The sequence below is a fragment of the Christiangramia pacifica genome (genome assembly GCF_057221535.1).
The window spans coordinates 129063-151212 of record NZ_CM170146.1 but is presented as its reverse complement, the minus strand read 5'-3'; the positions used below and the strand labels follow the sequence as shown (position 1 = coordinate 151212).

Sequence of the window (22150 nt, the reverse complement as noted above, 5' to 3'; positions counted from 1 at the left end):
GTTTTATGAGCATTGTATATTTACTAATAGGCTTTGTTTTACTGATAATAGGAGGGGAGTTCCTGGTTCGTTCTTCAGTAGCGCTTTCTTTGAAATTAAATATTTCAAGAATGGTAATTGGTCTTACGGTAGTATCTTTTGCCACTTCTGCTCCGGAATTGCTCGTAAGTTTACAGGCCGCGATTGATGGATTTTCGGATATTTCCCTGGGAAATGTGATCGGATCTAATATAGCCAATATCGGTCTTGTACTTGGCTTGACCGCGATGGTTTCACCTTTGCTGGTAGACCGGGATTTTTATAGAATCAACTGGCCGGTAATGATGATTTTTTCCATTGCTCTTTATTTTTTCCTGATGAGCAATAACGAATTATCCAGGATTGAAGGCGGAATTTTACTATTGGGACTTGTAGGTTATTTGATACTTCTCATAAAGCGTTCTAGAAGAAAAGATAAAGTAGTTGTAGAAGAGGTTGATGAATCTCTGCGTGATGTTCGCGGGTTCAAAATGACAATTTGGTTGCTAATTGGGATGTTTGCACTTTGGGGCGGATCTGAACTACTGGTAAAAGGAGCCGTGGATCTGGCGACCCAATTGGGAGTGAGTGAACGCATTGTTTCGGTAACCGTTATAGCAGTAGGGACAAGCGTTCCTGAACTTGCAGCCTCTTTAATCGCAGCGATGAAAAAAGAAAAGGCAATGTCACTGGGGAATCTTATTGGCTCCAATATCTTTAATATTGCATCCGTACTCGGGTTGACAGCATTAATAAAACCCGTTGTAGTTCAATCTTCGGAAGTTCTTACCAATGATATGGTTTGGATGCTGGGAATAGCTTTTATTTTGTTACCATTATTGATGATCCCTAAAATGTCTGAAATGGGCAGGAAAGAAGGTTTTGCCTTAATTGCTGGTTATTCGGTATTTATTTTACTAACCATTATATAACAAAAAAGCCATCCGTAAAAGATGGCTTGATTTTTCTTTTTCAATTTATTTTTAAGCGCTGACCGCTGCATCAACAGATTCCACTGTTTTAATGATTCTGGCGGCTACCTTGTACGGATCTGCGTTAGAAGCAGGTCTTCTGTCTTCCAGCCATCCTTTATATCCTTTCTCTACGGTGATGATCGGAATTCTGATTGAAGCTCCACGATCTGATACTCCGTAGCTGAAATCGTCTATAGAAGCGGTTTCATGTTTACCGGTAAGACGCTGATCATTGTACTCACCGTAAACTTCTATGTGTTCTCTAGTTACAGGTCTGAAAGCTTCACAAACCTGGTCATAAACTTCTTTTGAACCGGCAGTTCTTAATAGCGTATTAGAAAAGTTACAATGCATACCGGAACCATTCCAGTCTCCTTTTACAGGTTTAGGGTGGTATTCGATATAGCAACCGTATTTTTCAGTAAGTCTGTCTAATAAGTATCGTGCAACCCATACTTCATCTCCTGCTTTCTTTCCTCCCTTGGCAAAAACCTGGAATTCCCATTGTCCGCTAGCAACTTCCTGGTTAATCCCTTCAAAATTGATTCCTGCTTCTAGGCAAAGATCTGCATGCTCTTCCACAAGATCTCTTCCGTGCGTATTTCTACCACCAACAGAGCAGTAATACATTCCCTGTGGTCCTGGGTAACCTCCCATTGGGAAGCCTAAAGGAAGTTGAGTTTTAGTATCCATAATAAAGTATTCCTGTTCAAAACCGAACCAGAAATCCTCATCTTCATCATCGATGGTTGCTCTGGAATTGGTTTCATGCGGACTTCCGTCTGGATTTAAAACCTCAGACATTACCAGGTATCCGTTCTTGCGAGCCGGATCTGGATAAATTGCCACCGGTTTTAAAAGACAATCTGAAGATCCGCCTTCAGCTTGTTTTGTAGAGGAACCATCAAAAGACCAGATTGGACAATCCTTAAGCTTTCCGCTAAAGTCTTCCTCAATTTTAGTCTTACTACGCATATTTTGGGTAGGATAATATCCATCCAACCAGATGTACTCAAGTTTTGCCTTGTTGCTCATAATAAAAGAATATTTTAATTGGATAATAAAGCATCAAAAATATTAATTAAATCTTAAACCCCTTTTATAGCGGGGTGTCAAAAATTAAAATGAAGTTAATTTTTACGTACACCCTATTTTTTTAGGGGTAAAAATTCAATTTTAGCATTTTTTAAGGTTTAAATCTTCAAATTTTCAATGCATAAATCTTATATTCGCAACTTCAAGTCGGTTAATTATATGATTTTCGGCTTTTTACATTTAAAAATGTATTTTTAAAAGAAAAACACAACTCAAATATTTAATATGTCAACTTTACGATTTCAAGCTTTAAAAGAAACTTTAAACCGCAAGGCTGTTAAGGTCGAAGAACCTGCCAGAAGATCCGAAATTTTCTCTAGTAACGTTTTTAATGAAACTGTGATGAGACAGTTTCTTACTAAGGAAGCATTCGAAAATGTGACGGAAGCAATGCGTACGGGAAAGAAAATTGACCGTAACGTTGCAGATCATATTTCTACAGGAATGAAAGAATGGGCGATCTCTAAAGGAGTAACGCACTACACTCACTGGTTTCAGCCGTTAACCGGGGCAACTGCAGAAAAGCACGATTCATTCTTCGAACCTCTTGGAGAAGGTCTTGCCATTGAAAAATTTGGTGGAGGTCAGCTAGTTCAGCAGGAACCTGATGCATCAAGTTTTCCGAATGGAGGTATTAGAAATACTTTTGAAGCTCGTGGTTATACTGCATGGGATCCAACTTCTCCAGCATTTATTTGGGGAACTACTCTATGTATTCCAACCGTATTTGTTGCTTACACAGGGGAAGCACTTGATAATAAAACACCATTACTAAGAGCTCTTCAGGCAGTGGATAATGCCGCTACAAATGTTGCTAAATATTTTGATAAAAATGTAAAGAAAGTAAATGCAACTCTTGGATGGGAGCAGGAATACTTTCTAATAGATTCAGCTCTTGTTGCTTCAAGACCTGATATTACGTTAACCGGTAGAACTTTACTGGGACATTCTCCAGCAAAAGGGCAGCAGTTAGATGATCACTATTTTGGATCTATCCCTTCAAGAGCAATTGCTTTTATGATGGATCTGGAGATCGAATGTATGAAATTAGGTATTCCGGTTAAAACTCGTCACAACGAGGTTGCGCCTAACCAGTTTGAGCTTGCCCCAATTTTTGAAGAGGCTAACCTTGCTGTAGATCACAACTCATTGATCATGGATGTGATGAAGAAAGTTGGTGAAAGACATAATCTTGCTGTGTTAATGCACGAAAAACCATTCGCCGGAATAAATGGTAGTGGTAAACATAACAACTGGTCACTGGCTACAGATACCGGAACGAACTTATTGTCTCCAGGTTCTACGCCTATGAAGAACCTTCAGTTCTTGACTTTCTTCGTGAATACCATCAAAGCTGTATATGACAATGAAGAATTATTAAGAGCTGCTATTGCCAGCGCTTCCAACGACCACCGTTTAGGTGCGAACGAAGCTCCACCAGCAATACTTTCAGTTTTTATTGGTTCACAGCTAACCAAAGTTCTTGACGAACTTGAAAAAGTAACTGACGGGAAACTTTCTCCTCAAGAGAAAACTGACCTCAAATTAAATGTAGTTGGTAAAATTCCTGAAATTTTACTTGACAACACAGATAGAAACAGAACTTCTCCATTCGCATTTACAGGAAACAAATTCGAATTCCGTGCAGTAGGTTCACTTGCCAACTGTGCAGGAGCAATGACTGTATTGAACAGTATCGTTGCCAAGCAGCTTAAAGACTTTAAAGTTGAAGTTGATAAGTTGATCAAGGATAAGAAAATGAAGAAGGACGATGCTATTTTCAATATTTTGAGAGAATACATCAAGAAGTCCAAGAAAATTCGTTTTGAAGGAGACGGATATGGTGAAGCATGGGAAAAAGAAGCTAAAAAACGTGGTTTAAGTAATAACAGAACTACTCCACAGGCCCTTAAAGCTCAGGTAAGCAAAAAAACCATCGCTCTTTACAAGGAACTAGAGGTGATGAACGAGACTGAGATTGAAGCTCGTCACGAAATTGAATTGGAAGAGTATGCGATGAGAATCCAGATCGAAGGTCGTATCCTTGGAGATATTGCCAGAAATCATGTGATTCCAACGTCCATACGTTACCAGAATATTCTAATTAAGAATGTAACTGGTCTTAAGTCTATTTATGGAGATGAGTATACTAGACATGCAAAAGAGCAATTAGAGATCATTGAAAGTATTTCTGCTCACATTGCCAGCATTAATTCTAATGTAAATGCAATGATCGAAGCCAGAAAAGTTGCAAATAAGATCGAGGATGCAGAGAAAAGAGCATTCGCTTATTGTGACGATGTAAAACCTTTCTTTGAAGAGATAAGATATCATTGTGATAAACTTGAGTTACTGGTTGATGACGAACTTTGGCCACTTACCAAGTACAGAGAAATGTTATTTACAAAATAATTCTGTTAAACTGAATTATCTAAAGCCACGCCTGCAAGCGTGGCTTTTTTATTTAAAATCTGAGGATTATTTACCAGAACTGTCTAAACTAATTATCTTTGAAATCTCTAAGCAAATGTCATGAGTAAAGAAGTAAGTAAGCGATATTCAGGAAGAGGTGTTAGCGCCGGAAAAGAGGATGTGCATAATGCTATCAAAAACGTAGATAAAGGTCTGTTTCCAAAGGCTTTCTGCAAGATCGTTCCAGATTACCTTACCGGAAGTGAAGATCATTGTTTGATCATGCATGCTGATGGCGCCGGAACCAAATCGTCGCTCGCTTACATGTACTGGAAAGAAACCGGAGATATTTCGGTCTGGAAAGGGATCGCTCAGGATGCGCTAATTATGAATATCGACGATCTTCTTTGTGTTGGAGCCACAAATAACATTTTACTTTCTTCTACGATTGGAAGGAATAAGAATTTGATACCCGGAGAAGTGATCTCAGCGATCATTAATGGAACCGAGGAATTGATTTCAGAATTAAAGGAATTTGGCGTTAAAATTCATTCGACTGGTGGTGAAACTGCAGATGTCGGGGATTTGGTAAGAACCATCATTGTTGATTCTACGGTTACTGCAAGGATGAAAAAATCTGAGGTGATTGATAATGCAAATATCAAACCTGGAAATGTGATCGTAGGGCTGGCCTCTTTTGGACAGGCAACTTATGAAAAGGAATATAATGGTGGAATGGGTAGTAACGGACTTACTTCCGCGAGACACGATGTTTTCTCCAAAGTTCTTGTTGAAAAGTTCCCGGAAAGTTTTGATAGCTCAATCCCAGATGAACTCGTTTACTCCGGAACTAAAGAATTAACCGATGAGGTAGAAAATAGTCCGATTGACGCCGGGAAACTGGTACTATCGCCAACCAGAACTTATGCCCCAATTATAAAAAAGATTTTGAAAGATATCGGAAATGATAAAATTGATGGGATGGTTCACTGCAGTGGAGGTGCGCAGACCAAAATTCTTCATTTCATAGATGAAAATCACATTATTAAAAACGATCTTTTCGACACTCCGCCACTTTTCAAACTGATCCAGCAGGAAAGTAAAACCGACTGGAAAGAAATGTACCAGGTTTTTAATATGGGACATCGTATGGAGCTTTATGTAGACGAAGCTGTCGCAGATCAAATTATTGAAATTTCAAAATCCTTTAATGTGGATGCTAAAATTATTGGCAGGGTGGAAGCTTCAGAATCTAAAAAGCTTACCATCAAAAGTGAACATGGAAGTTTTGAATACCGTTAATCATAATTTTTAATTTGCTTTCTTTATTCATGGATTTTAAGTTTTTTTGGAAAATATCATCTAATCAGTAGATTATACTAATTCATCAATGAAAATCTGGCTAGCCCTAATCACGGGAATTCTTATCGCTGCCAATTTCCTGGCTATCTATTTTTTAGATCCCGTTACAGAAAGGTGGTTCAGATTTGGCGCGACTACAATTTTCTTTCTATTTTATATTTTCAAATTCTTTAAAAACTATAAACTACTGGCGATTTTTATATTGCTGGTGCTCTGTGATGGCTTATTGGTTTATTACGAGATACCGCTCGTTAAAAATATCGTCTATGCGGTTCGAATTCTGGCTTATATAAATTTAATTTTATTGGTAATTCCAAAGCTTTCAAAACTGAAATTCAGCCCGGTTACTATTCTTATTGGGGGATTTATTCTAGCTATAGACCTATACGTTCTTCATGAGATGGCAGAATCACTTCCAGGTAAGGACCAAAATGTGATATTTACGACTCTCTTCTATCTTTTAGGAATACTTTCTCTGGCTATCGCTGCAGTTTCCCTTTCTTATTTCAACCGGTATGCCAATAGGAAAGGCCTTTACCTGGTTATCGTTTCCCTTGCCTTCGTGCTTTCTGATATATTCTATTATAACGCCTATTATTTGGGTTTTAAAGAATTCTTCTATTTAGACCGATTGGTAAATATTCTTGGGGTCGCATTTTTGCTTGCGTTCGCTATTAGATCAAAGAGATCTGAGGAAGCTTCAGAATTAAAGTAAAAAAGTTTAAATTTTTTCGGATTTTTTGAAAACCGATGCTGTCATTTTTACGTAAGTCTCGTTGATCAACCAAATCGACATGTTACCAAAATCTATTATTTCAGCCATTGTGCTGATACTTCTTATTGCCAACCTTTATATTATATATGAATATGATCAGGAATTAAGCAGGTGGGCGCGTTTGATTAGCACAGGAATTTTCCTGCTCATTTTGCTTTGGCGCAAAACATACGGTAAGAGAATGTTGAGCGCATTTTTCTGTCTGTTAATTTCTGATCTTTTATTATTTTATTACGAGAACCCGATTGCAAATACCGCTACTTTCTTAATGCGGATTTCAGCATATACCTTACTGGTGCTCGTTGTGGTTCCTGAACTTAAAAATCTTAAGACGAACCTCTTTCAGAAATTACTCTTTGTGGTGGTATTTTTTCTGAACCTTGGAATGCTCTATATGTTGGTTGGAATGGTTCCGGGACAATACGTTTACCCGGGACTCGATATACTGTTCTATATTTATGGAATTTCTATGATCGCTATGGTGATCGCAGCTATTTCCTACAGTAATCGATATTCAGACAGAACTTCATTTTATTTTACTGCGGCAACCCTTTGCCTAGTATTTTCAGATATTACTTCTTTTATAGGCTATTATCTTCAGTTTTATGAGTTTTATTTTCCCGATAGATTTTTCTATATTCTCGGAATTGCAGGACTTGTGAAATTTACTTCTTTTGCCCGAAGTCATGAGGCCGTGGCAGAAATGGAAAGCCTTTAAAGCTTTCTCTGAAATTTCAGGCAAATTATCGTAAATTTGCTTTCCTAAATTCAGTAGTAATATATGATTGATAGACTTAATATCGTAAAGCAGCGGTTTGATGAGGTGAACGATTTGATTATCCAGCCGGATGTGATTTCAGACCAGAAGCGGTATATTGAATTAAATAAAGAGTACAAAGATCTTAGGGCTTTGATGGATGAACGTGAGAAATACATCAGCCTTACCGATAATATCCAAGAAGCCGAAGAAATAATTTCAGACGGAAGCGATCCTGAAATGACTGAAATGGCAAAACTTCAGTTAGATGAGGCTAAAGGTCAGCTTCCTGAACTGGAAGAAAAGATCAGGATGATGCTTATTCCTAAAGATCCTGAAGACGGTAAAAACGTGGTGATGGAAATTCGTGCGGGAACCGGTGGTGATGAAGCCAGTATTTTTGCGGGTGACCTTTATCGTATGTATACGAAATATGTGGAAAGCCGTGGCTGGAGCCATAATATTGTTGACTTTAGTGAAGGGACTAGTGGTGGATTCAAGGAAATGATCTTTGAAGTTTCCGGAGAAGACGTTTACGGAACTATGAAATTTGAAGCCGGTGTTCACCGTGTGCAAAGAGTTCCTCAAACTGAAACGCAGGGTCGCGTGCATACTTCAGCGGCAACCGTTATGGTTTTACCGGAAGCAGAAGAATTTGATGTGGAAATTGATCCGAAAGATGTAAGAATTGATTATTTCTGTTCTTCAGGACCAGGAGGTCAGTCAGTAAATACAACCTATTCAGCCGTGCGTTTAACTCACGAACCAACAGGTTTGGTGGCTCAATGTCAGGATCAGAAATCTCAGCATAAAAACAAGGAAAAAGCATTCCGTGTACTTAGATCCAGACTTTACGAAATGGAGCTTGCCAAGAAAATGGAGGCAGATGCTGCTAAAAGAAATTCGATGGTTTCCAGTGGTGACCGTAGTGCGAAGATCAGGACTTACAATTATGCTCAGAGTAGGGTAACAGATCACCGAATCAACCTTACTTTATACGATCTTTCAAATATTATCAATGGTGATATTCAGAAGATCATAGATGAGCTGCAATTGGCTGAAAATACTGAAAAGTTGAAAGAGAACTCTGATATTCTATAAACTCGAAAACGGAAATATTTTATGACTTCACAGGAACTGACGGAGCAGATCTTTAAAAAGAAATCATTTTTATGTGTAGGTTTGGATACCGATCTTGAAAGGATCCCGACTTATTTACTATCCGAAAAAGATCCTGTGTTCAGTTTCAATAAGGCAATCATAGACGCCACGCATGAATATTGTGTGGCCTATAAGCCAAATATCGCTTTCTATGAGGCGTTAGGTGTTTCCGGATGGAAGTCGCTCAAAAAGACCATAGAATACCTTCATTCTGAATATCCAGATCTTTACACCATCGCAGATGCTAAAAGAGGTGATATTGGAAATACTTCAAGGATGTATGCAAAGGCCTTTTTTGATGACCTTGGCTTTGATTCGGTAACCGTAGCTCCTTATATGGGGAAGGATTCTGTGGAACCTTTTTTAGAGTTTACAAATAAGCATACAATTTTACTTGCACTAACTTCAAATGAAGGCGCTTTCGATTTTCAGACATTGAAAACGGGAGATGAAGATCTTTACAAAAACGTGATCAAAACTTCCAAAGATTGGAATAATTCAGAAAACCTAATGTATGTAGTTGGTGCTACAAAAGCCGAATATCTTGCCGATATCAGGAAGATCATTCCGGAAAATTTTCTGCTCGTTCCCGGTGTTGGAGCTCAGGGAGGAAGTCTGGAAGAAGTTTGTAAATATGGAATGACCAAAAATGTTGGTCTGCTGGTAAACTCATCCAGAAAGATCATTTACGCTTCAGATTCCTCAAATTTTGCTGAAATTGCCGCCGCTAAAGCTGAAGCTATTCAGAACCAGATGGCTTCTGAATTAGAACGATTGTAAAAGAGCTTTATGGAAATCAGGGATCAATTAGGTAGAAAAATTAAACTTGATAAGATTCCGAAGAGAATAATATCGCTGGTGCCGAGTCAAACCGAACTTCTTGTTGATCTTGGACTTGAAGAATCTATTGTGGGGATCACCCATTTCTGTGTACATCCAGAACATTTGAAAAGCATTAAAACAACCCTTGGTGGAACTAAAAAGGTTAATATCCGTAAGGTGAAAGACCTTAATCCTGATATTATTTTATGCAATAAAGAAGAAAATATCAGGGAAATGGTGGAAGAAATGGAAAAGATCGCTCCTGTTCATTTAACCGATATTTCAAACCTGGAAGATGTATATGAAATGATGCAACAATATGGTGAGATCTTTGACAAAGTGGAATTAGCGCAAACGATGATCGCATCAATCCAAAAAAAGACTGAAAGTCTGACTGAAATTGTACAGAATTCGAAACGAAGAAGGGTAGCTTATTTTATATGGAACAAACCATTAATGGTGGCAGGACAGAATACCTTTATCAACTATATACTAGAATTGAATAATTTTGAGAATGTAGTTAAGACCAGTAGATATCCAGAAATCAGTCTGAAGGAATTAAATGATTTGGATGTTGATCTTTGTATGTTGTCTTCGGAGCCTTTTCCATTTGAAGAAAAACATAAACCTGAATTTATGCAATGGGTAAAGGATGTAAAAATAGTAGATGGAGAATTTTTCAGCTGGTACGGCAGCCGTTTACTTAAAGCAATGGATTATTTTAAGCAGTTTCATTCCTAGATTCTACAAGACTGCAATTCATTCTTCTTAATTCAGCAAGAATCTTTCTTGCCCTTAAATTAATCTGATCGCTTTTCTCTTTATCTATCAAAGCAGTTTTATAAGCTCTTTGCATTAGTCTCGAGTACTTTTCGCATAATCGCTCTTCCCTGCTTTTATTTTCAAATATTCTAAACATATAATCTAATTCTAATCTCACTTCATTTATCAAATTACCTCTCAACAAAACTACACAGGAAGGTGCGTATATAATGATAACGTGTAGTTAAGTTTGTTCTAAATTCGAATAAGAATCAGATAAAAACTGTTAAAATATTATGGAATGTAAGAAAAAGCCTATCTATCCTGCAACGCAAATACCTTTCGTAAAAGGTCGGTAGTTCTGGCGGCAAGTGAATTTCTAATGTCTTTTTCTTCCTTGGCGATCATTAAAAATACTCCATTAAGAGCTTCATTGGTTACATAATCCGGAAGATCTGGATTCACGTTCGAAGTAATAGGTAATGAATTATATTTCTGAATAATATTTGCCCAAACTTGTGTAGCTCCAACCTTATCCAGAGAATTACTGATTATAGGATTGAATCGATTATATAATTCTTGTTCTGTTTTCCCATTCAAATAAATGGTGGCAGCATCATCGGGACCTAGCAGGATGTTTCTAGCATCGGCAAAAGTAATTTGAGTCACTGCATTGGCAAAAACAGGAATGGCTTCACTCACAGCATCTTCAGCGGCGCGATTTAATACTTTCAAACCTTCATCAGCGAGAGCGTCAAGCCCTACATCTCTTAGAGTTTTATCAACTTTTTGTAACTCAGGAGGTAATCCAATTCTAACCAGTTCATTTCGAAAAAAGCCATCTTCTTTTGCCAGGCTGGTCACTTCCTTATCGATACCAAATTGTAAAGCCTGTTTCAAACCTGAATTTATTTCAGAATCAGTCACGCCATATTCCTGTGGCAATTGAGACGCGATTTGCTGCAATTCTGCGCATGAGGAAAAAATTAAAATTAGAGATAGAGCGATTAACTTTTTCATAGTGTGATTTTGAATCAAATATAAACCCTTAATTTTTAAAGAGCCATTGCCGCAAGTCATAAAATAGAATTGTATAGAAAATGGTGTTTATTTTACTCAGATAAAGCCCATGATATTTTTTGTTTTCTCTAAGATATTAAAATCTCTTTTTCATTGCGATTTTCGTAAATTGCAGGTCCAAATTTCAGACTCTATTAAAAATGGAACAACAAACTCCCTATAAACCTAAAAATAAAATAAGAATTGTAACTGCCGCTTCACTTTTTGACGGGCATGATGCAGCAATTAATATTATGCGCCGTATCATCCAGGCTACTGGTGTTGAGGTGATCCATTTAGGACACGATCGAAGTGTGGAAGAAGTAGTGAATTGTGCTATTCAGGAAGATGCGCAGGCTATTGCGATGACTTCTTACCAGGGAGGTCATACTGAATATTTTAAGTATATGTATGATCTTTTGAATGAAAAAGAGGCAGGACATATTAAGATCTTCGGAGGCGGAGGAGGAGTGATCCTACCGGATGAGATCAAGGAATTGATGGATTACGGCATAGACAGGATCTACTCTCCAGATGATGGTAGAGAAATGGGATTGCAAGGGATGATCAATGATATGATCAAAAGAGTGGATAATGAAGTTCCAGATCTGAAGAATTCAGATAACGTTGATAAAAACCTAAAGGCTAAGGATGTAAATACGATTTCAAGATTGATTTCTCTTGCCGAAAACAGGCATGATGAATTCAAAAAATATTTTGATTCAGATCTCATAAAAGATAATAAAACTCCGGTTTTAGGGATCACCGGAACTGGAGGTTCAGGTAAATCTAGTCTAGTAGATGAACTTGTTCGCAGGTTTTTAATGGATTTTCCAGATAAGCATATCGGAATTATTTCCGTAGATCCTTCCAAGAAAAAAACGGGTGGAGCTTTGCTAGGAGATAGAATTCGCATGAATTCCATAAATCATGAACGCGTGTACATGCGTTCCCTGGCAACTAGACAGGCGAATTTGGCGTTGTCTAAATATGTCGCAGAAGCTGTAGATGTTTTAAAAGCTTCCGAATATGACCTTATCATTCTGGAAACTTCAGGAATCGGGCAGAGTGATACTGAAATTTTAGATCATTCAGATGTTTCATTATATGTGATGACGCCGGAATTTGGTGCGGCAACCCAGCTGGAAAAGATCGATATGCTTGATTTTGCCGATTTGGTAGCGATCAACAAATTCGATAAAAGAGGTGCCCAGGATGCTTTAAGAGATGTAAAAAAACAATACCAGCGCAATCACCAATTATGGCATGCAGATGCTGAAACCCTGCCAGTTTTTGGAACGATCGCTTCCCAATTCAATGATCCGGGAATGAATACGCTCTATAAAAGTATTATGGATGCTGTAGAGGAAAAGACCAAAGCCGGGCTTTCTTCAACTTTCGAGATCTCTGACCAAATGAGCGAGAAGATTTTCGTAATTCCGCCAAAGCGTACACGTTATCTTTCTGAAATTGCCGAAAATAATAGAGGCTATGATGAAAAAGCGAAATCTCAGGTTGAGGTGGCACAAAAATTATATGGGATATATAAAACAATCGAATCCGTTGCAGGAATCAAAACTGAATTCGGAGAAGACCAGACTAAATACTTGGATAAAAATGGAATAGATCAGGAAGAGATCTTTGAAGTGGCTGAAGATTCTCAAAACGATTTTCTGAAATTACTTTTTGCTGAATTCGATAAAACCAAAATGGATCTTGATCCATATAATTGGGAAATGATTCTTGCATGGAATGAAAAGGTTACGAAATACAGAGAGCCTATTTATAGCTTTAAGGTGAGAGATAAGGAAATAAAAATAGAGACACATACAGAATCTCTTTCTCACACGCAGATTCCTAAAGTAGCGTTGCCAAAATATAAAGCTTGGGGCGATATTCTGGGCTGGTGTCTTCAGGAGAATGTTCCGGGAGAATTTCCTTACACTGCGGGGCTTTACCCATTTAAAAGAACGGGTGAAGATCCTACACGAATGTTTGCGGGTGAAGGTGGACCTGAAAGAACCAACAGACGTTTTCATTATGTAAGTCAGGGGCTTCCTGCCAAACGTTTATCTACGGCTTTTGATTCTGTAACCCTTTACGGAAATGATCCTGATCACAGACCAGATATTTACGGTAAAATTGGTAATTCCGGGGTTTCTATTTGTTGTCTGGACGATGCAAAGAAATTGTATTCAGGGTTCGACCTTGCTGATGCGATGACATCGGTGAGTATGACTATAAACGGCCCTGCGCCAATGTTGCTTGGATTCTTTATGAATGCAGCTATCGATCAGAATTGTGAAAAATATATTAGAGAAAATGGTCTCGAGGATAAAGTTGAGGCGAAGCTGAAAGAGCTTTATGATGATAATGGCATAGACCGTCCTTCTTATAAAGGAGAGCTACCGGAAGGAAATGATGGGCTTGGATTGATGCTTTTAGGTTTGACAGGAGATCAAATTCTGCCGGAGGATGTATATGAAAAAATTAAAGCTGAAACTATCAGCGTAGTTCGAGGAACTGTTCAGGCAGATATTCTGAAGGAAGATCAGGCACAGAACACCTGTATTTTCTCTACAGAATTCGCCTTAAGATTAATGGGTGACGTTCAGGAATATTTTATTGAAGAGAAAGTGAGAAACTTTTATTCGGTTTCAATTTCAGGTTATCACATTGCGGAAGCCGGTGCAAACCCTATTACCCAGCTAGCATTCACCTTGGCAAATGGATTTACCTATGTAGAATATTATCTAAGTCGAGGAATGGATATCAATAAATTCGGACCGAACTTATCTTTCTTTTTCTCAAATGGGGTAGATCCGGAATATGCCGTTATTGGTCGTGTGGCCAGAAGAATCTGGTCCAAGGCTTTAAAACATAAATACGGCGCTAATTCCCGTGCGCAGATGCTGAAATATCACATTCAGACTTCTGGTAGATCTTTACATGCCCAGGAAATTGATTTTAATGATATCAGAACTACTCTTCAGGCACTGTATGCGATTTATGATAACTGTAATTCATTACATACAAATGCATACGATGAAGCGATTACTACTCCTACGGAAGCTTCTGTAAGAAGAGCTATGGCTATTCAGCTTATTATCAATAAGGAATTAGGGCTGGCGAAAAACGAGAATCCAATCCAGGGATCTTTTATTATTGAAGAACTTACTGATCTTGTGGAAGAAGCAGTATTAACTGAATTTGACAGGATTACTGAAAGAGGTGGTGTTCTTGGAGCAATGGAGACGATGTACCAACGTGGGAAGATCCAGGAAGAAAGCCTTTATTACGAAACCCTAAAGCATAATGGGGATTATCCGATAATTGGAGTAAATACATTCTTAAGTTCAACAGGATCACCAACGGTAACGCCTGGAGAAGTTATTAGAGCTACGGAAGATGAAAAAGAAGCTCAGATAAAAACTCTTCAAACTTTACATAAAGCTAAAGAATCTAAGGCAGAGGCCGCATTGGACCGTATTCAGAAGGCTGCAATAAATAATGAGAATTTATTTGAAGAGCTAATGGAGGCGACTAAGGTTTGTTCTTTAGGCCAGATCACATATGCGTTATTCGAAGTAGGAGGGCAGTACAGAAGAAATATGTAATTTTTAGTATAAGAATTAAAAAAGCCGGTCAATTGACCGGCTTTTTTCGAATTATATTTTTATAGATCTATAAAGTCAATCTCCAGACCCTTTGTAATTTTCTAAATTTCTGAATCTCCTTTCTAAGCAGGCTTACAAATTCCTTTCCATTACTATTGCTCAATTCCAGTCTTTCGCAATTGCGCGATAATCTGTCAATTAGATTCCCGATAGCATTTATATATTGAACCCTTGCCTCCTGAAAAAATTCATTTTCAGCTTTTACAATGTTGGGAATTAATGAATTAGAGTATCTAACAATGTCACCCGTAAAATATACGTGCTTGTCTTCATTCCCTTGTTCATTCAATACTGCAAGATCCGGCACTAAATAATCTGAGATATATTTAGACATCTTCATGATGTCACGAGCCTTTGAATACAAGGCCTGGCGCGGACTATCAGAATTTCTGAAAAAGTATGACATTCTAAAAGCAATTTTCCTCTAAATTACTGTACAAATCGCTTTCTTGTCTTTAAAAAGATTAGGTAATATAATATTTATATTTAAATTTAAAAGAAAATTTATATAATAACTTTAAATGTATCTAGACAAATTGAATTGGGCTATCCTGGATGAACTTCAAAAAAATGCCAGGGCTTCTTTTTCTGAAATTGGTAGAAAAGTAGGTTTGACCTCTCCTGCGGTTGCCGAAAGAGTAAAGAAAATGGAAGATTCAGGAGTTATAAGTTCCTATAAAGTAAACATTTCACATCAAAAAACTGGTTATCAACTTAGAGCTGTAATAACCTTGAGGGCTTTTACCGGTAGATTAAAAGCTTTCCTTGAGACTGTAAAAACCTTTAAGGAAGTAGTCAACTGTTATCGAATTACCGGTAATGAGAATATCATTATGGAAGTGATTTTGCATGACCAGGTTCATCTTGAAAAATTAATTGATCGACTTATTACCTACGGTGAAACAAGAACCCATATTATTTTGTCTAATGTCGTGGAGGACGCCCCGATAAAGCAACGAATAGGGGATTACTAATTATTAAATGCAAATGATTTGTATTCAACATTTTGATTGTCATCCAGCAATTGCAACAATTGTTAAAAATTAAATTTTTATACCCAGAATTTAACATCTGCTTCTCAAACTAAATTGTTTTAGTTAAAATGATTCCAATTGTAATTTTCTTAGGAATATTACGTCTTATCTGTACTTAAATTTGTAAGAAAAGAAAGTTAAACAAGTTATGAAAAGCAAAGCATTATTATTTTTAGTACTCGCATTGATTACAGGAGTTGTAGGATTTACCGGATTATCATTTGACGGTATTGAAGTTATACGAGTAATGTTCCTGATCTTTGCAGATTTACTAGTTATTTCACTTCTAGCTAAGTTATTTTTTCCAGACAAGCCGAAATTGAAATATCAGCCAGTAAACAAATAGAAATTATCAAAAAGACTTATAAAAAGCCTGTTGTTTTTACAACGGGCTTTTTTTATGGAATAATTAATGATGCAATTCCTATATTTAAGCTTATAATCTAAATTATGAAGAAACTGCTATTAACCATATTATCTGTTTTCTTTTTCTCCAACTTCTATGCGCAAGAATATAGAATTACCAAAGGAGGAACTACAGATTCACTTCCCATACCTTATTCTGAAAATAAAACTTATTCGCTTTATGTGCCTTCAGACTATTCTACAGATAAAAAATGGCCGGTAGTCTTCGTTTTTGATACTAAAGGACGAGGCGCTAATACCGCAAACTTATTCCGTACGGCGGCTGAAAATCAAAAATACTTAATCGCATCTTCTAATTTTGATCTGAAATCTCAACCTATAGATAGCATTATCAAAACGGCAACAGCGATGATGAATAGCGTAATCAGCTCATTTCCTGTTAATACAGACCTTGTTTATGCAGCAGGAATGGGTGAAGGTGCCCAGGTTGGTTCAGCATTGCCTTTAGTTTACAGCAAGATGGCTGGAATTATGGCCGTTGGAAATTCTTTTGTTAATCCTGAATATGTGGACAAGAAGAATCCGTATATGTTTATAGGGATTGCGGGAGACAAAGATTATATGGTTTATCAAATGGAAAGCTATTCTAAGTTTTATGAAGATTTAGACTTCCCTTCTGATATCTATTATTTTGATGGTATGGAAAATGAGTGGCCCACTCCTGCAGTAATTTCCAATGCGATGACCGGATTTACTTTGGAAGCCATAAAAAATGGATTAAGGCCTAGAGATGAAGAATTCATTCAGAAATTATATGAAGATGAGATCAGTTTTGTAGAGAGTTTGAGGAGGACCAGGAAGTACTTTGATGCCTTTGAGAAGCTGGAACGAATGGAGGAAAAGTATGAGGGTTTTGGCTATGAAGAGGATATTGAAGAAAGGCTAAAAACGCTCAAAAAAACCGATGGATTTCGCCAGCAGCGCAGAGAATTCCGTCAAGCAATCGATTTTGAAAAAATGCAGCAGGAAGAATATGAATATTTACTGAACAATGATATCATGACCGTAAATTTTCAGAATATAGGTTGGTGGGCTTACCAGGTTGATGAACTGGAAAAGATCAAAGAAGGTTCTAGCGAAGCAAAAACGAATATGGCTTATAGACTTCTAGGTTACCTCGATTTTGTGACCAAACGAGAATTTGATGCGATTCAGAAATCTAAAGCGCCAATCGAAAATAAGATCTTTATTAGTGTTCTCAGAACAGCGATTAACAAAAATGATCCTGAAGCATATTTGAAAATTATTTCTTTGGCAGGTAGCGATGGAGATTATGAAACGGCACTTCTATACCTTGAAGATCTTTTAAAAACAGGGTATTCTGATTTGGAATCTCTCTATAATATAGACGGAGCTCTGGATCTTAGATTTTCGGCGGAATACAATGAACTTATCAAGAAATATCTGGGTGAATCTAAATTTTACAGCGAGCAGAGCGTTGAGAAAAAGGACAATTAGACCTTTTCTTTTCTTAAGAGTGCTTTCAGGATAAGCAATAGAGTGCACCCAACTATTGACAATCCCAACATGGTATACCAGGTGAATTCAAATCCGAAATTATCAATTAGTTGCATACCGCTATTGTGCCCAAAAATGTGGCTTACCGAAAAGGCGATGCTGTAAAGCGCCATATATGAACCTCTTTTTTTTCCATCAGACCTGGTAAGTGCAAAACTGTTTGAAAATGGAAAAGCGATCATTTCACCAATCGTTACCAGTAGCATTCCAATTACTAAAATTCCTACCCAGCCTGTAAGATTAATTGCTAAAAAGCTTAATCCCGTTAGAATCGTTCCTAATATTACATAAGATATCACGGAATAATTTCGATTTTCCATGAATTTTATCAGGGGCATTTCAAATAGAAAAATGGTCAAACCATTCAATCCTAATAAGAGTCCAATTTCAAATTCGCTTAGTAAATGACGTTCCGCATAAAATAGTGGGATTGTTGAAAAATACTGTAGGAAAATAAAACCGAAGATCATCATGGCTAGAATAAAGATGAGGTATAATTTATCGCTCATGGCAGTTTTGGCCTGTATAATAATATCTTCCTTTTCTTCTTTTGCTCGTTTGGGATGCAATAATTTCAATAATAAAATACCTGCAGCCAGGCAGGTTAGTCCGTCTACCCAGAATAGACCACTATAACCGGCAGTAGCGATAATGAATCCGCCAATAGCAGGTCCAGCAGAAAATCCAAGGTTTATTGCAAGTCTAATGAGAGTTACAGATCTGGTTCTGTTCTCCGGTTTGCTGTAAGCGTTAATAGCAACAAATACGGCTGGCCTGAATATATCTGCAACCGTCATTACCAGATAAATACCAATACAAATGGACCAGAAAGTTGAGGGAAATTGCAATAAGACAAATAGAATCGAAGAAAGGATAAGACTCAGTGCCATGGTTCGATAATGGCCAATTTTATCAGTTAGTTTTCCTCCAAGCCATGATCCGGTAACAGATCCAAGGCCAAAAAAAGTTAGTATCCAGCCTGTTTCTTCCAAGCTAAAACCTCGACTTTTAGTGAGGTAAAGAGAAAGGAAAGGAATAACCATGGTACCCGCCCTATTAATAAGTGTAATTAATGATAAAAGCCAGATTTCTCTTCTTAATCCTCCAAAGGAGTCAATGTATGATCTGAATAATTTTTGCATGGCTGGTAGTATCCCTCAAAATTAATTTAAATTTTCCCTCTTTTAATTATTAATTTTGGGCTTGTTAAATTTTCAATTATGCCTAGAACGGTTTATTTAGTTTTCAGCTTTGTATTCATTTTTATCAATTCTATCCATGCGCAGGATTCTGATCTTATCCAGGATGCGGAAGCTTTTCAAAAAAAGTTGAATGAAGAATATGCAAATCCGGAGGAATCACCATTGGAACCTGAAGATCTTGAGGAATTCGAAGGGCTAGATTTTTTTGAAATTGATCAGGAATACATTGTGAAAGCTGAATTTGTGAGAACTCCTTCAGAGTCGCCTTTCAGAATGAAAACAAGTACAAACAGAGAGCCTGTTTATGTGAAATATGGTGAATTATATTTCAACATCAAGGGGAAAGATTTTAAGCTTAATTTATACCAAAACCAGGAATTAACACAGGATCCTGAATATTTCGATTATTTATTCCTTCCATTTACAGATCTTACGAATGGAAAAAGTACTTACGGGGGAGGGAGATACGTAGATTTCAGAATTCCGGAATCTAATGAGGTCATCCTGGATTTCAATAAATCATATAATCCTTATTGTGCCTACAGTGGCAGGTATTCCTGTCCCATTCCGCCCAAAGAAAACGATCTGGAAATTGAAATACCTGCCGGCGTTAAGGCATTTAAAAAACATTAGTTAAAAGGCGTAAATGGCAGCAATTACGAAAGATGAAAGATTGTCTGTAGTTTGAAGATCCTGGTCTAGAAATACTTTTTCTGAAATGCTGTCTAATCTCAATTCCGGCTTGATAATTAAGCCTCCTACTGTATAACTTCCGGTTAGCGTGAAGTCTAAAGATCTAACATCGGCGCCATAAACGGGTCCGCCTTCTTCCAATTCTTTAAAATACTCCGCTCTTAATCCTAAACCGAAACTATCTGAGAGTGCCAGTTGTGGATATAGCGCTGCACCATAAAAACCAAAACCGTCTGTATCCTGATAAGTTCCATTGAATCCAAGATAAAAAGTTTCAGTAAGGTCCCAACCTGTAGTTAGATCTATCTGGAATAAAGCTTCATCAGAAAGAGATTGTTCTCCGTAAATCAAATTAAGATAAGCACTTCCGGAAGCATTTGAATAGCCTAACTGCGCACCCAGTGAATATTTTCCTATGGGATTGAATTCAGTGTAATCTGTTGGATTCATAACCGCCAGCATTCCTGTCCAGTTATCGTCAAAGCTAAAATCTGCTTTTAAACCAGTGTGAGAAAAGGGTCCGTAAGAAAACATATAAGACGTGGAATAATTGAAATTCGCCACGGGAGAGATCACTTCATATCCTAGGAAGGTATTCCAATTTCCTAAGGTAAATTTTAATGCATCATTCACTTTGTAATAAGCATAAAGCTGGTTGACTACATTTGTGGAGGGTGCTGAAAGAAAAACGGCATCTTCACCGCGAGGTCCGAAAACGAGATCTGCTACGAAACCTACTTTATCTCCCTCATATCCAAGAATTACATTGGCCATCCCAATAGCAAAACCAGGATCATTAGCAAATGAGGTTGCTGGGGCGGCGGGAGTAAATTCAGCTTCATCTCCGCCTACAATTTCGCGCGATTTGTTTAAACCGTTGAAATTAGTTCTGAAATAGGCATCTGTACTACCGCTGATAGTGAATTTTGGGGTTTCTTCTTCTTCCTGTGCAGACAGTACAGAAGTTGTGAATGCAACAGGCAGTAAAAGGAGAAATTTTACTAATTTTGAAGGCGTAATTACTTTCATAATAATATGGATTAATTATTTGATTAACTAATAGTTTAGTGACTCGGTTGATCTGGAATTGATCATGAATTTGAAGTGATTATTTATAAGGAGCGTTTGGAGGAACGCTCCTTTTTTATTTAGCCAGCTTCAGTTTATTGTTGTTTTAACCCGAAATCAGGATAGGCATCCATTCCGTGTTCATGAATATCAAGGCCTTCAGTCTCTTCCTTGGCTGATACTCTTATTCCAATGGTGACTTTCAGGACGTAAAAGATGATGAATGATCCCACGATACATATGGCAGCATAACAACCTATACCAATAAGTTGCGTGATGAATTGGTCAAATCCGGCAAGGTTTCCGAAGATTCCCACGGCTAAAGTTCCCCAGATTCCGCAGATTAAGTGAACTGCTACCGCTCCAACCGGATCATCCAGTCTTATCTTGTCAATTAGTGCAACTCCAAGAACGATGATCACTCCGGCAATGGCACCGATTAAAATAGCATCTGTTGGAGACATCTGGTCTGCACCTGCAGTAATTCCAACAAGTCCACCTAGAATTCCATTCAAAAACATGGTGATATCATAATTCTTATAAAGAATAGTGGAGAATATGAATGAAGCAACACCACCGGCAGCAGCGGCCAGACATGTGGTTACCAGAGTAAGCGAAGTAAGTTCCGGATCTGCAGAAAGTACAGAACCTCCGTTAAACCCAAACCAGCCTAACCAAAGGATAATTACTCCAGCAGTAGCGAAAGGCATATTGTGTCCCGGGAATGCTCCTATTTTTCCATCCTTGAATTTTCCTATTCTTGCTCCAAGCAACCATATAGCTACTAGTGCAGCCCAGCCACCTACAGAGTGAACAAGTGTAGATCCTGCAAAGTCGTAGAATCCCATTTCATCAAGAAATCCGCCTCCCCATTTCCAGGAGCCGGCGATAGGATAAATGATTCCAACATACAGCACCACGAATATCATGAAGCTGTTCAGCTTAATTCTTTCAGCAACAGCTCCTGAAACGATAGTTGCAGCGGTTGCGGCGAACATCCCCTGAAATAGGAAATCTGTCCAGTAGGTATAACCTTCATTATAAGCAAGATCCAGACTTCCGTCAACCATAGGGCTGCTTAATCCAAAACCAGCGAAACCAAGGTATCCATTAAATTCCCCAGGATACATTAAATTGAATCCAAGCAGGCAATACAATAATAGACCCATGGTTATAATGAACATGTTCTTGAATAATATATTGATGGTATTTTTTTGTCTTGTTAAACCTATTTCTAATAATGCGAAACCGAGGTGCATAAAAAACACCAGTCCGGTACAGATCATCATCCATACGTTATTTACAGTTAATAGTCCTTCCATAATTTCTTAATCG

General features: G+C 37.7%; 20 protein-coding genes. 13 read left to right on the top strand and 7 right to left on the bottom strand.

Annotated features, from left to right (window positions below; translation table 11 throughout):
- Positions 1-5 precede the first annotated feature (5 nt).
- Entirely contained in the window at positions 6-950 is a 945-nt protein-coding gene (locus AC2S94_RS00740) for a calcium/sodium antiporter (protein ID WP_484629609.1), read from the top strand.
- A gap of 51 nt (positions 951-1001) precedes the next feature.
- On the opposite strand, the gene AC2S94_RS00735 is transcribed toward AC2S94_RS00740, so the two are convergent.
- A complete protein-coding gene (locus tag AC2S94_RS00735) occupies positions 1002-2027 on the bottom strand; it encodes a glutamine synthetase beta-grasp domain-containing protein (RefSeq protein ID WP_484629608.1) in 1026 nt (341 codons plus the stop codon).
- Positions 2028-2312: 285 nt separating this feature from the next.
- Between AC2S94_RS00735 and AC2S94_RS00730 the strand changes: the two genes are divergently transcribed.
- From AC2S94_RS00730 to AC2S94_RS00700, 7 genes are all read left to right on the top strand, one after another.
- On the top strand, positions 2313-4499 hold the full coding sequence (locus tag AC2S94_RS00730) for a glutamine synthetase III family protein (protein ID WP_484629607.1): 2187 nt from the start codon (positions 2313-2315) through the stop codon (positions 4497-4499).
- 120 nt (positions 4500-4619) lie between these two features.
- Positions 4620-5801, top strand: coding sequence for an AIR synthase related protein (locus AC2S94_RS00725; protein WP_484629606.1), 1182 nt, complete (start codon positions 4620-4622; stop codon positions 5799-5801).
- Between the two features lie 88 nt (positions 5802-5889).
- On the top strand, positions 5890-6576 hold the full coding sequence (locus AC2S94_RS00720) for a hypothetical protein (RefSeq protein WP_484629605.1): 687 nt from the start codon (positions 5890-5892) through the stop codon (positions 6574-6576).
- A 79-nt stretch (positions 6577-6655) separates the two neighbouring features.
- Positions 6656-7354 carry a lysoplasmalogenase family protein gene (locus AC2S94_RS00715; protein WP_484629604.1) on the top strand — a complete coding sequence of 233 codons (699 nt, stop codon included), beginning with the start codon at positions 6656-6658 and terminating at the stop codon, positions 7352-7354.
- Positions 7355-7417: 63 nt separating this feature from the next.
- Entirely contained in the window at positions 7418-8494 is a 1077-nt protein-coding gene (gene prfA, locus AC2S94_RS00710) for a peptide chain release factor 1 (protein ID WP_484629603.1), read from the top strand.
- A 21-nt stretch (positions 8495-8515) separates the two neighbouring features.
- The gene (gene pyrF / locus AC2S94_RS00705; RefSeq protein ID WP_484629602.1) at positions 8516-9334 is read left to right on the top strand and encodes an orotidine-5'-phosphate decarboxylase; all 819 of its coding nucleotides are present in this window, start codon (positions 8516-8518) and stop codon (positions 9332-9334) included.
- Between the two features lie 9 nt (positions 9335-9343).
- On the top strand, positions 9344-10117 hold the full coding sequence (locus AC2S94_RS00700; RefSeq protein ID WP_484629601.1) for an ABC transporter substrate-binding protein: 774 nt from the start codon (positions 9344-9346) through the stop codon (positions 10115-10117).
- Here AC2S94_RS00700 and AC2S94_RS00695 read toward each other — a convergent pair.
- Both AC2S94_RS00695 and AC2S94_RS00690 read right to left on the bottom strand, forming a co-directional pair.
- Positions 10098-10295, bottom strand: coding sequence for a Lacal_2735 family protein (locus AC2S94_RS00695; protein WP_484629600.1), 198 nt, complete (start codon positions 10293-10295; stop codon positions 10098-10100). The genes AC2S94_RS00700 and AC2S94_RS00695 overlap by 20 nt on opposite strands.
- Positions 10296-10453: 158 nt before the next feature.
- On the bottom strand, positions 10454-11158 hold the full coding sequence (locus AC2S94_RS00690; RefSeq protein ID WP_484629599.1) for a DUF4197 domain-containing protein: 705 nt from the start codon (positions 11156-11158) through the stop codon (positions 10454-10456).
- A 200-nt stretch (positions 11159-11358) separates the two neighbouring features.
- Between AC2S94_RS00690 and AC2S94_RS00685 the strand changes: the two genes are divergently transcribed.
- Complete coding sequence (locus AC2S94_RS00685) at positions 11359-14814, top strand: methylmalonyl-CoA mutase family protein (protein WP_484629598.1); 3456 nt, start codon at positions 11359-11361, stop codon at positions 14812-14814.
- A 67-nt stretch (positions 14815-14881) separates the two neighbouring features.
- Here AC2S94_RS00685 and AC2S94_RS00680 read toward each other — a convergent pair whose 3' ends face one another.
- Positions 14882-15280: a hypothetical protein gene (locus tag AC2S94_RS00680; RefSeq protein ID WP_484629597.1), complete on the bottom strand. Its 399-nt coding sequence runs from the start codon at positions 15278-15280 to the stop codon at positions 14882-14884.
- 115 nt (positions 15281-15395) lie between these two features.
- Here AC2S94_RS00680 and AC2S94_RS00675 point away from each other — a divergent pair, with 115 nt between their 5' ends.
- The 3 genes from AC2S94_RS00675 (at position 15396) to AC2S94_RS00665 (ending at position 17792) form a co-directional block, all read left to right on the top strand.
- Positions 15396-15848, top strand: coding sequence for an Lrp/AsnC family transcriptional regulator (locus AC2S94_RS00675; RefSeq protein ID WP_484629596.1), 453 nt, complete (start codon positions 15396-15398; stop codon positions 15846-15848).
- Positions 15849-16056: 208 nt separating this feature from the next.
- A complete protein-coding gene (locus AC2S94_RS00670; protein ID WP_484629595.1) occupies positions 16057-16254 on the top strand; it encodes a DUF1328 domain-containing protein in 198 nt (65 codons plus the stop codon).
- A gap of 104 nt (positions 16255-16358) precedes the next feature.
- The gene (locus tag AC2S94_RS00665) at positions 16359-17792 is read left to right on the top strand and encodes a hypothetical protein (RefSeq protein WP_484629594.1); all 1434 of its coding nucleotides are present in this window, start codon (positions 16359-16361) and stop codon (positions 17790-17792) included.
- On the opposite strand, the gene AC2S94_RS00660 is transcribed toward AC2S94_RS00665, so the two are convergent.
- A complete protein-coding gene (locus tag AC2S94_RS00660; protein ID WP_484629593.1) occupies positions 17789-18994 on the bottom strand; it encodes an MDR family MFS transporter in 1206 nt (401 codons plus the stop codon). The genes AC2S94_RS00665 and AC2S94_RS00660 overlap by 4 nt on opposite strands.
- A gap of 78 nt (positions 18995-19072) precedes the next feature.
- Between AC2S94_RS00660 and AC2S94_RS00655 the strand changes: the two genes are divergently transcribed.
- The gene (locus AC2S94_RS00655) at positions 19073-19687 is read left to right on the top strand and encodes a DUF1684 domain-containing protein (protein WP_484629592.1); all 615 of its coding nucleotides are present in this window, start codon (positions 19073-19075) and stop codon (positions 19685-19687) included.
- Here the strand turns inward: AC2S94_RS00655 and AC2S94_RS00650 are convergent, their stop codons facing one another.
- Together AC2S94_RS00650 and AC2S94_RS00645 are read right to left on the bottom strand one after the other, a co-directional pair.
- A complete protein-coding gene (locus tag AC2S94_RS00650) occupies positions 19688-20776 on the bottom strand; it encodes a porin (protein WP_484629591.1) in 1089 nt (362 codons plus the stop codon).
- 134 nt (positions 20777-20910) lie between these two features.
- Entirely contained in the window at positions 20911-22137 is a 1227-nt protein-coding gene (locus AC2S94_RS00645) for an ammonium transporter (protein ID WP_484629590.1), read from the bottom strand.
- Positions 22138-22150: the final 13 nt, after the last annotated feature.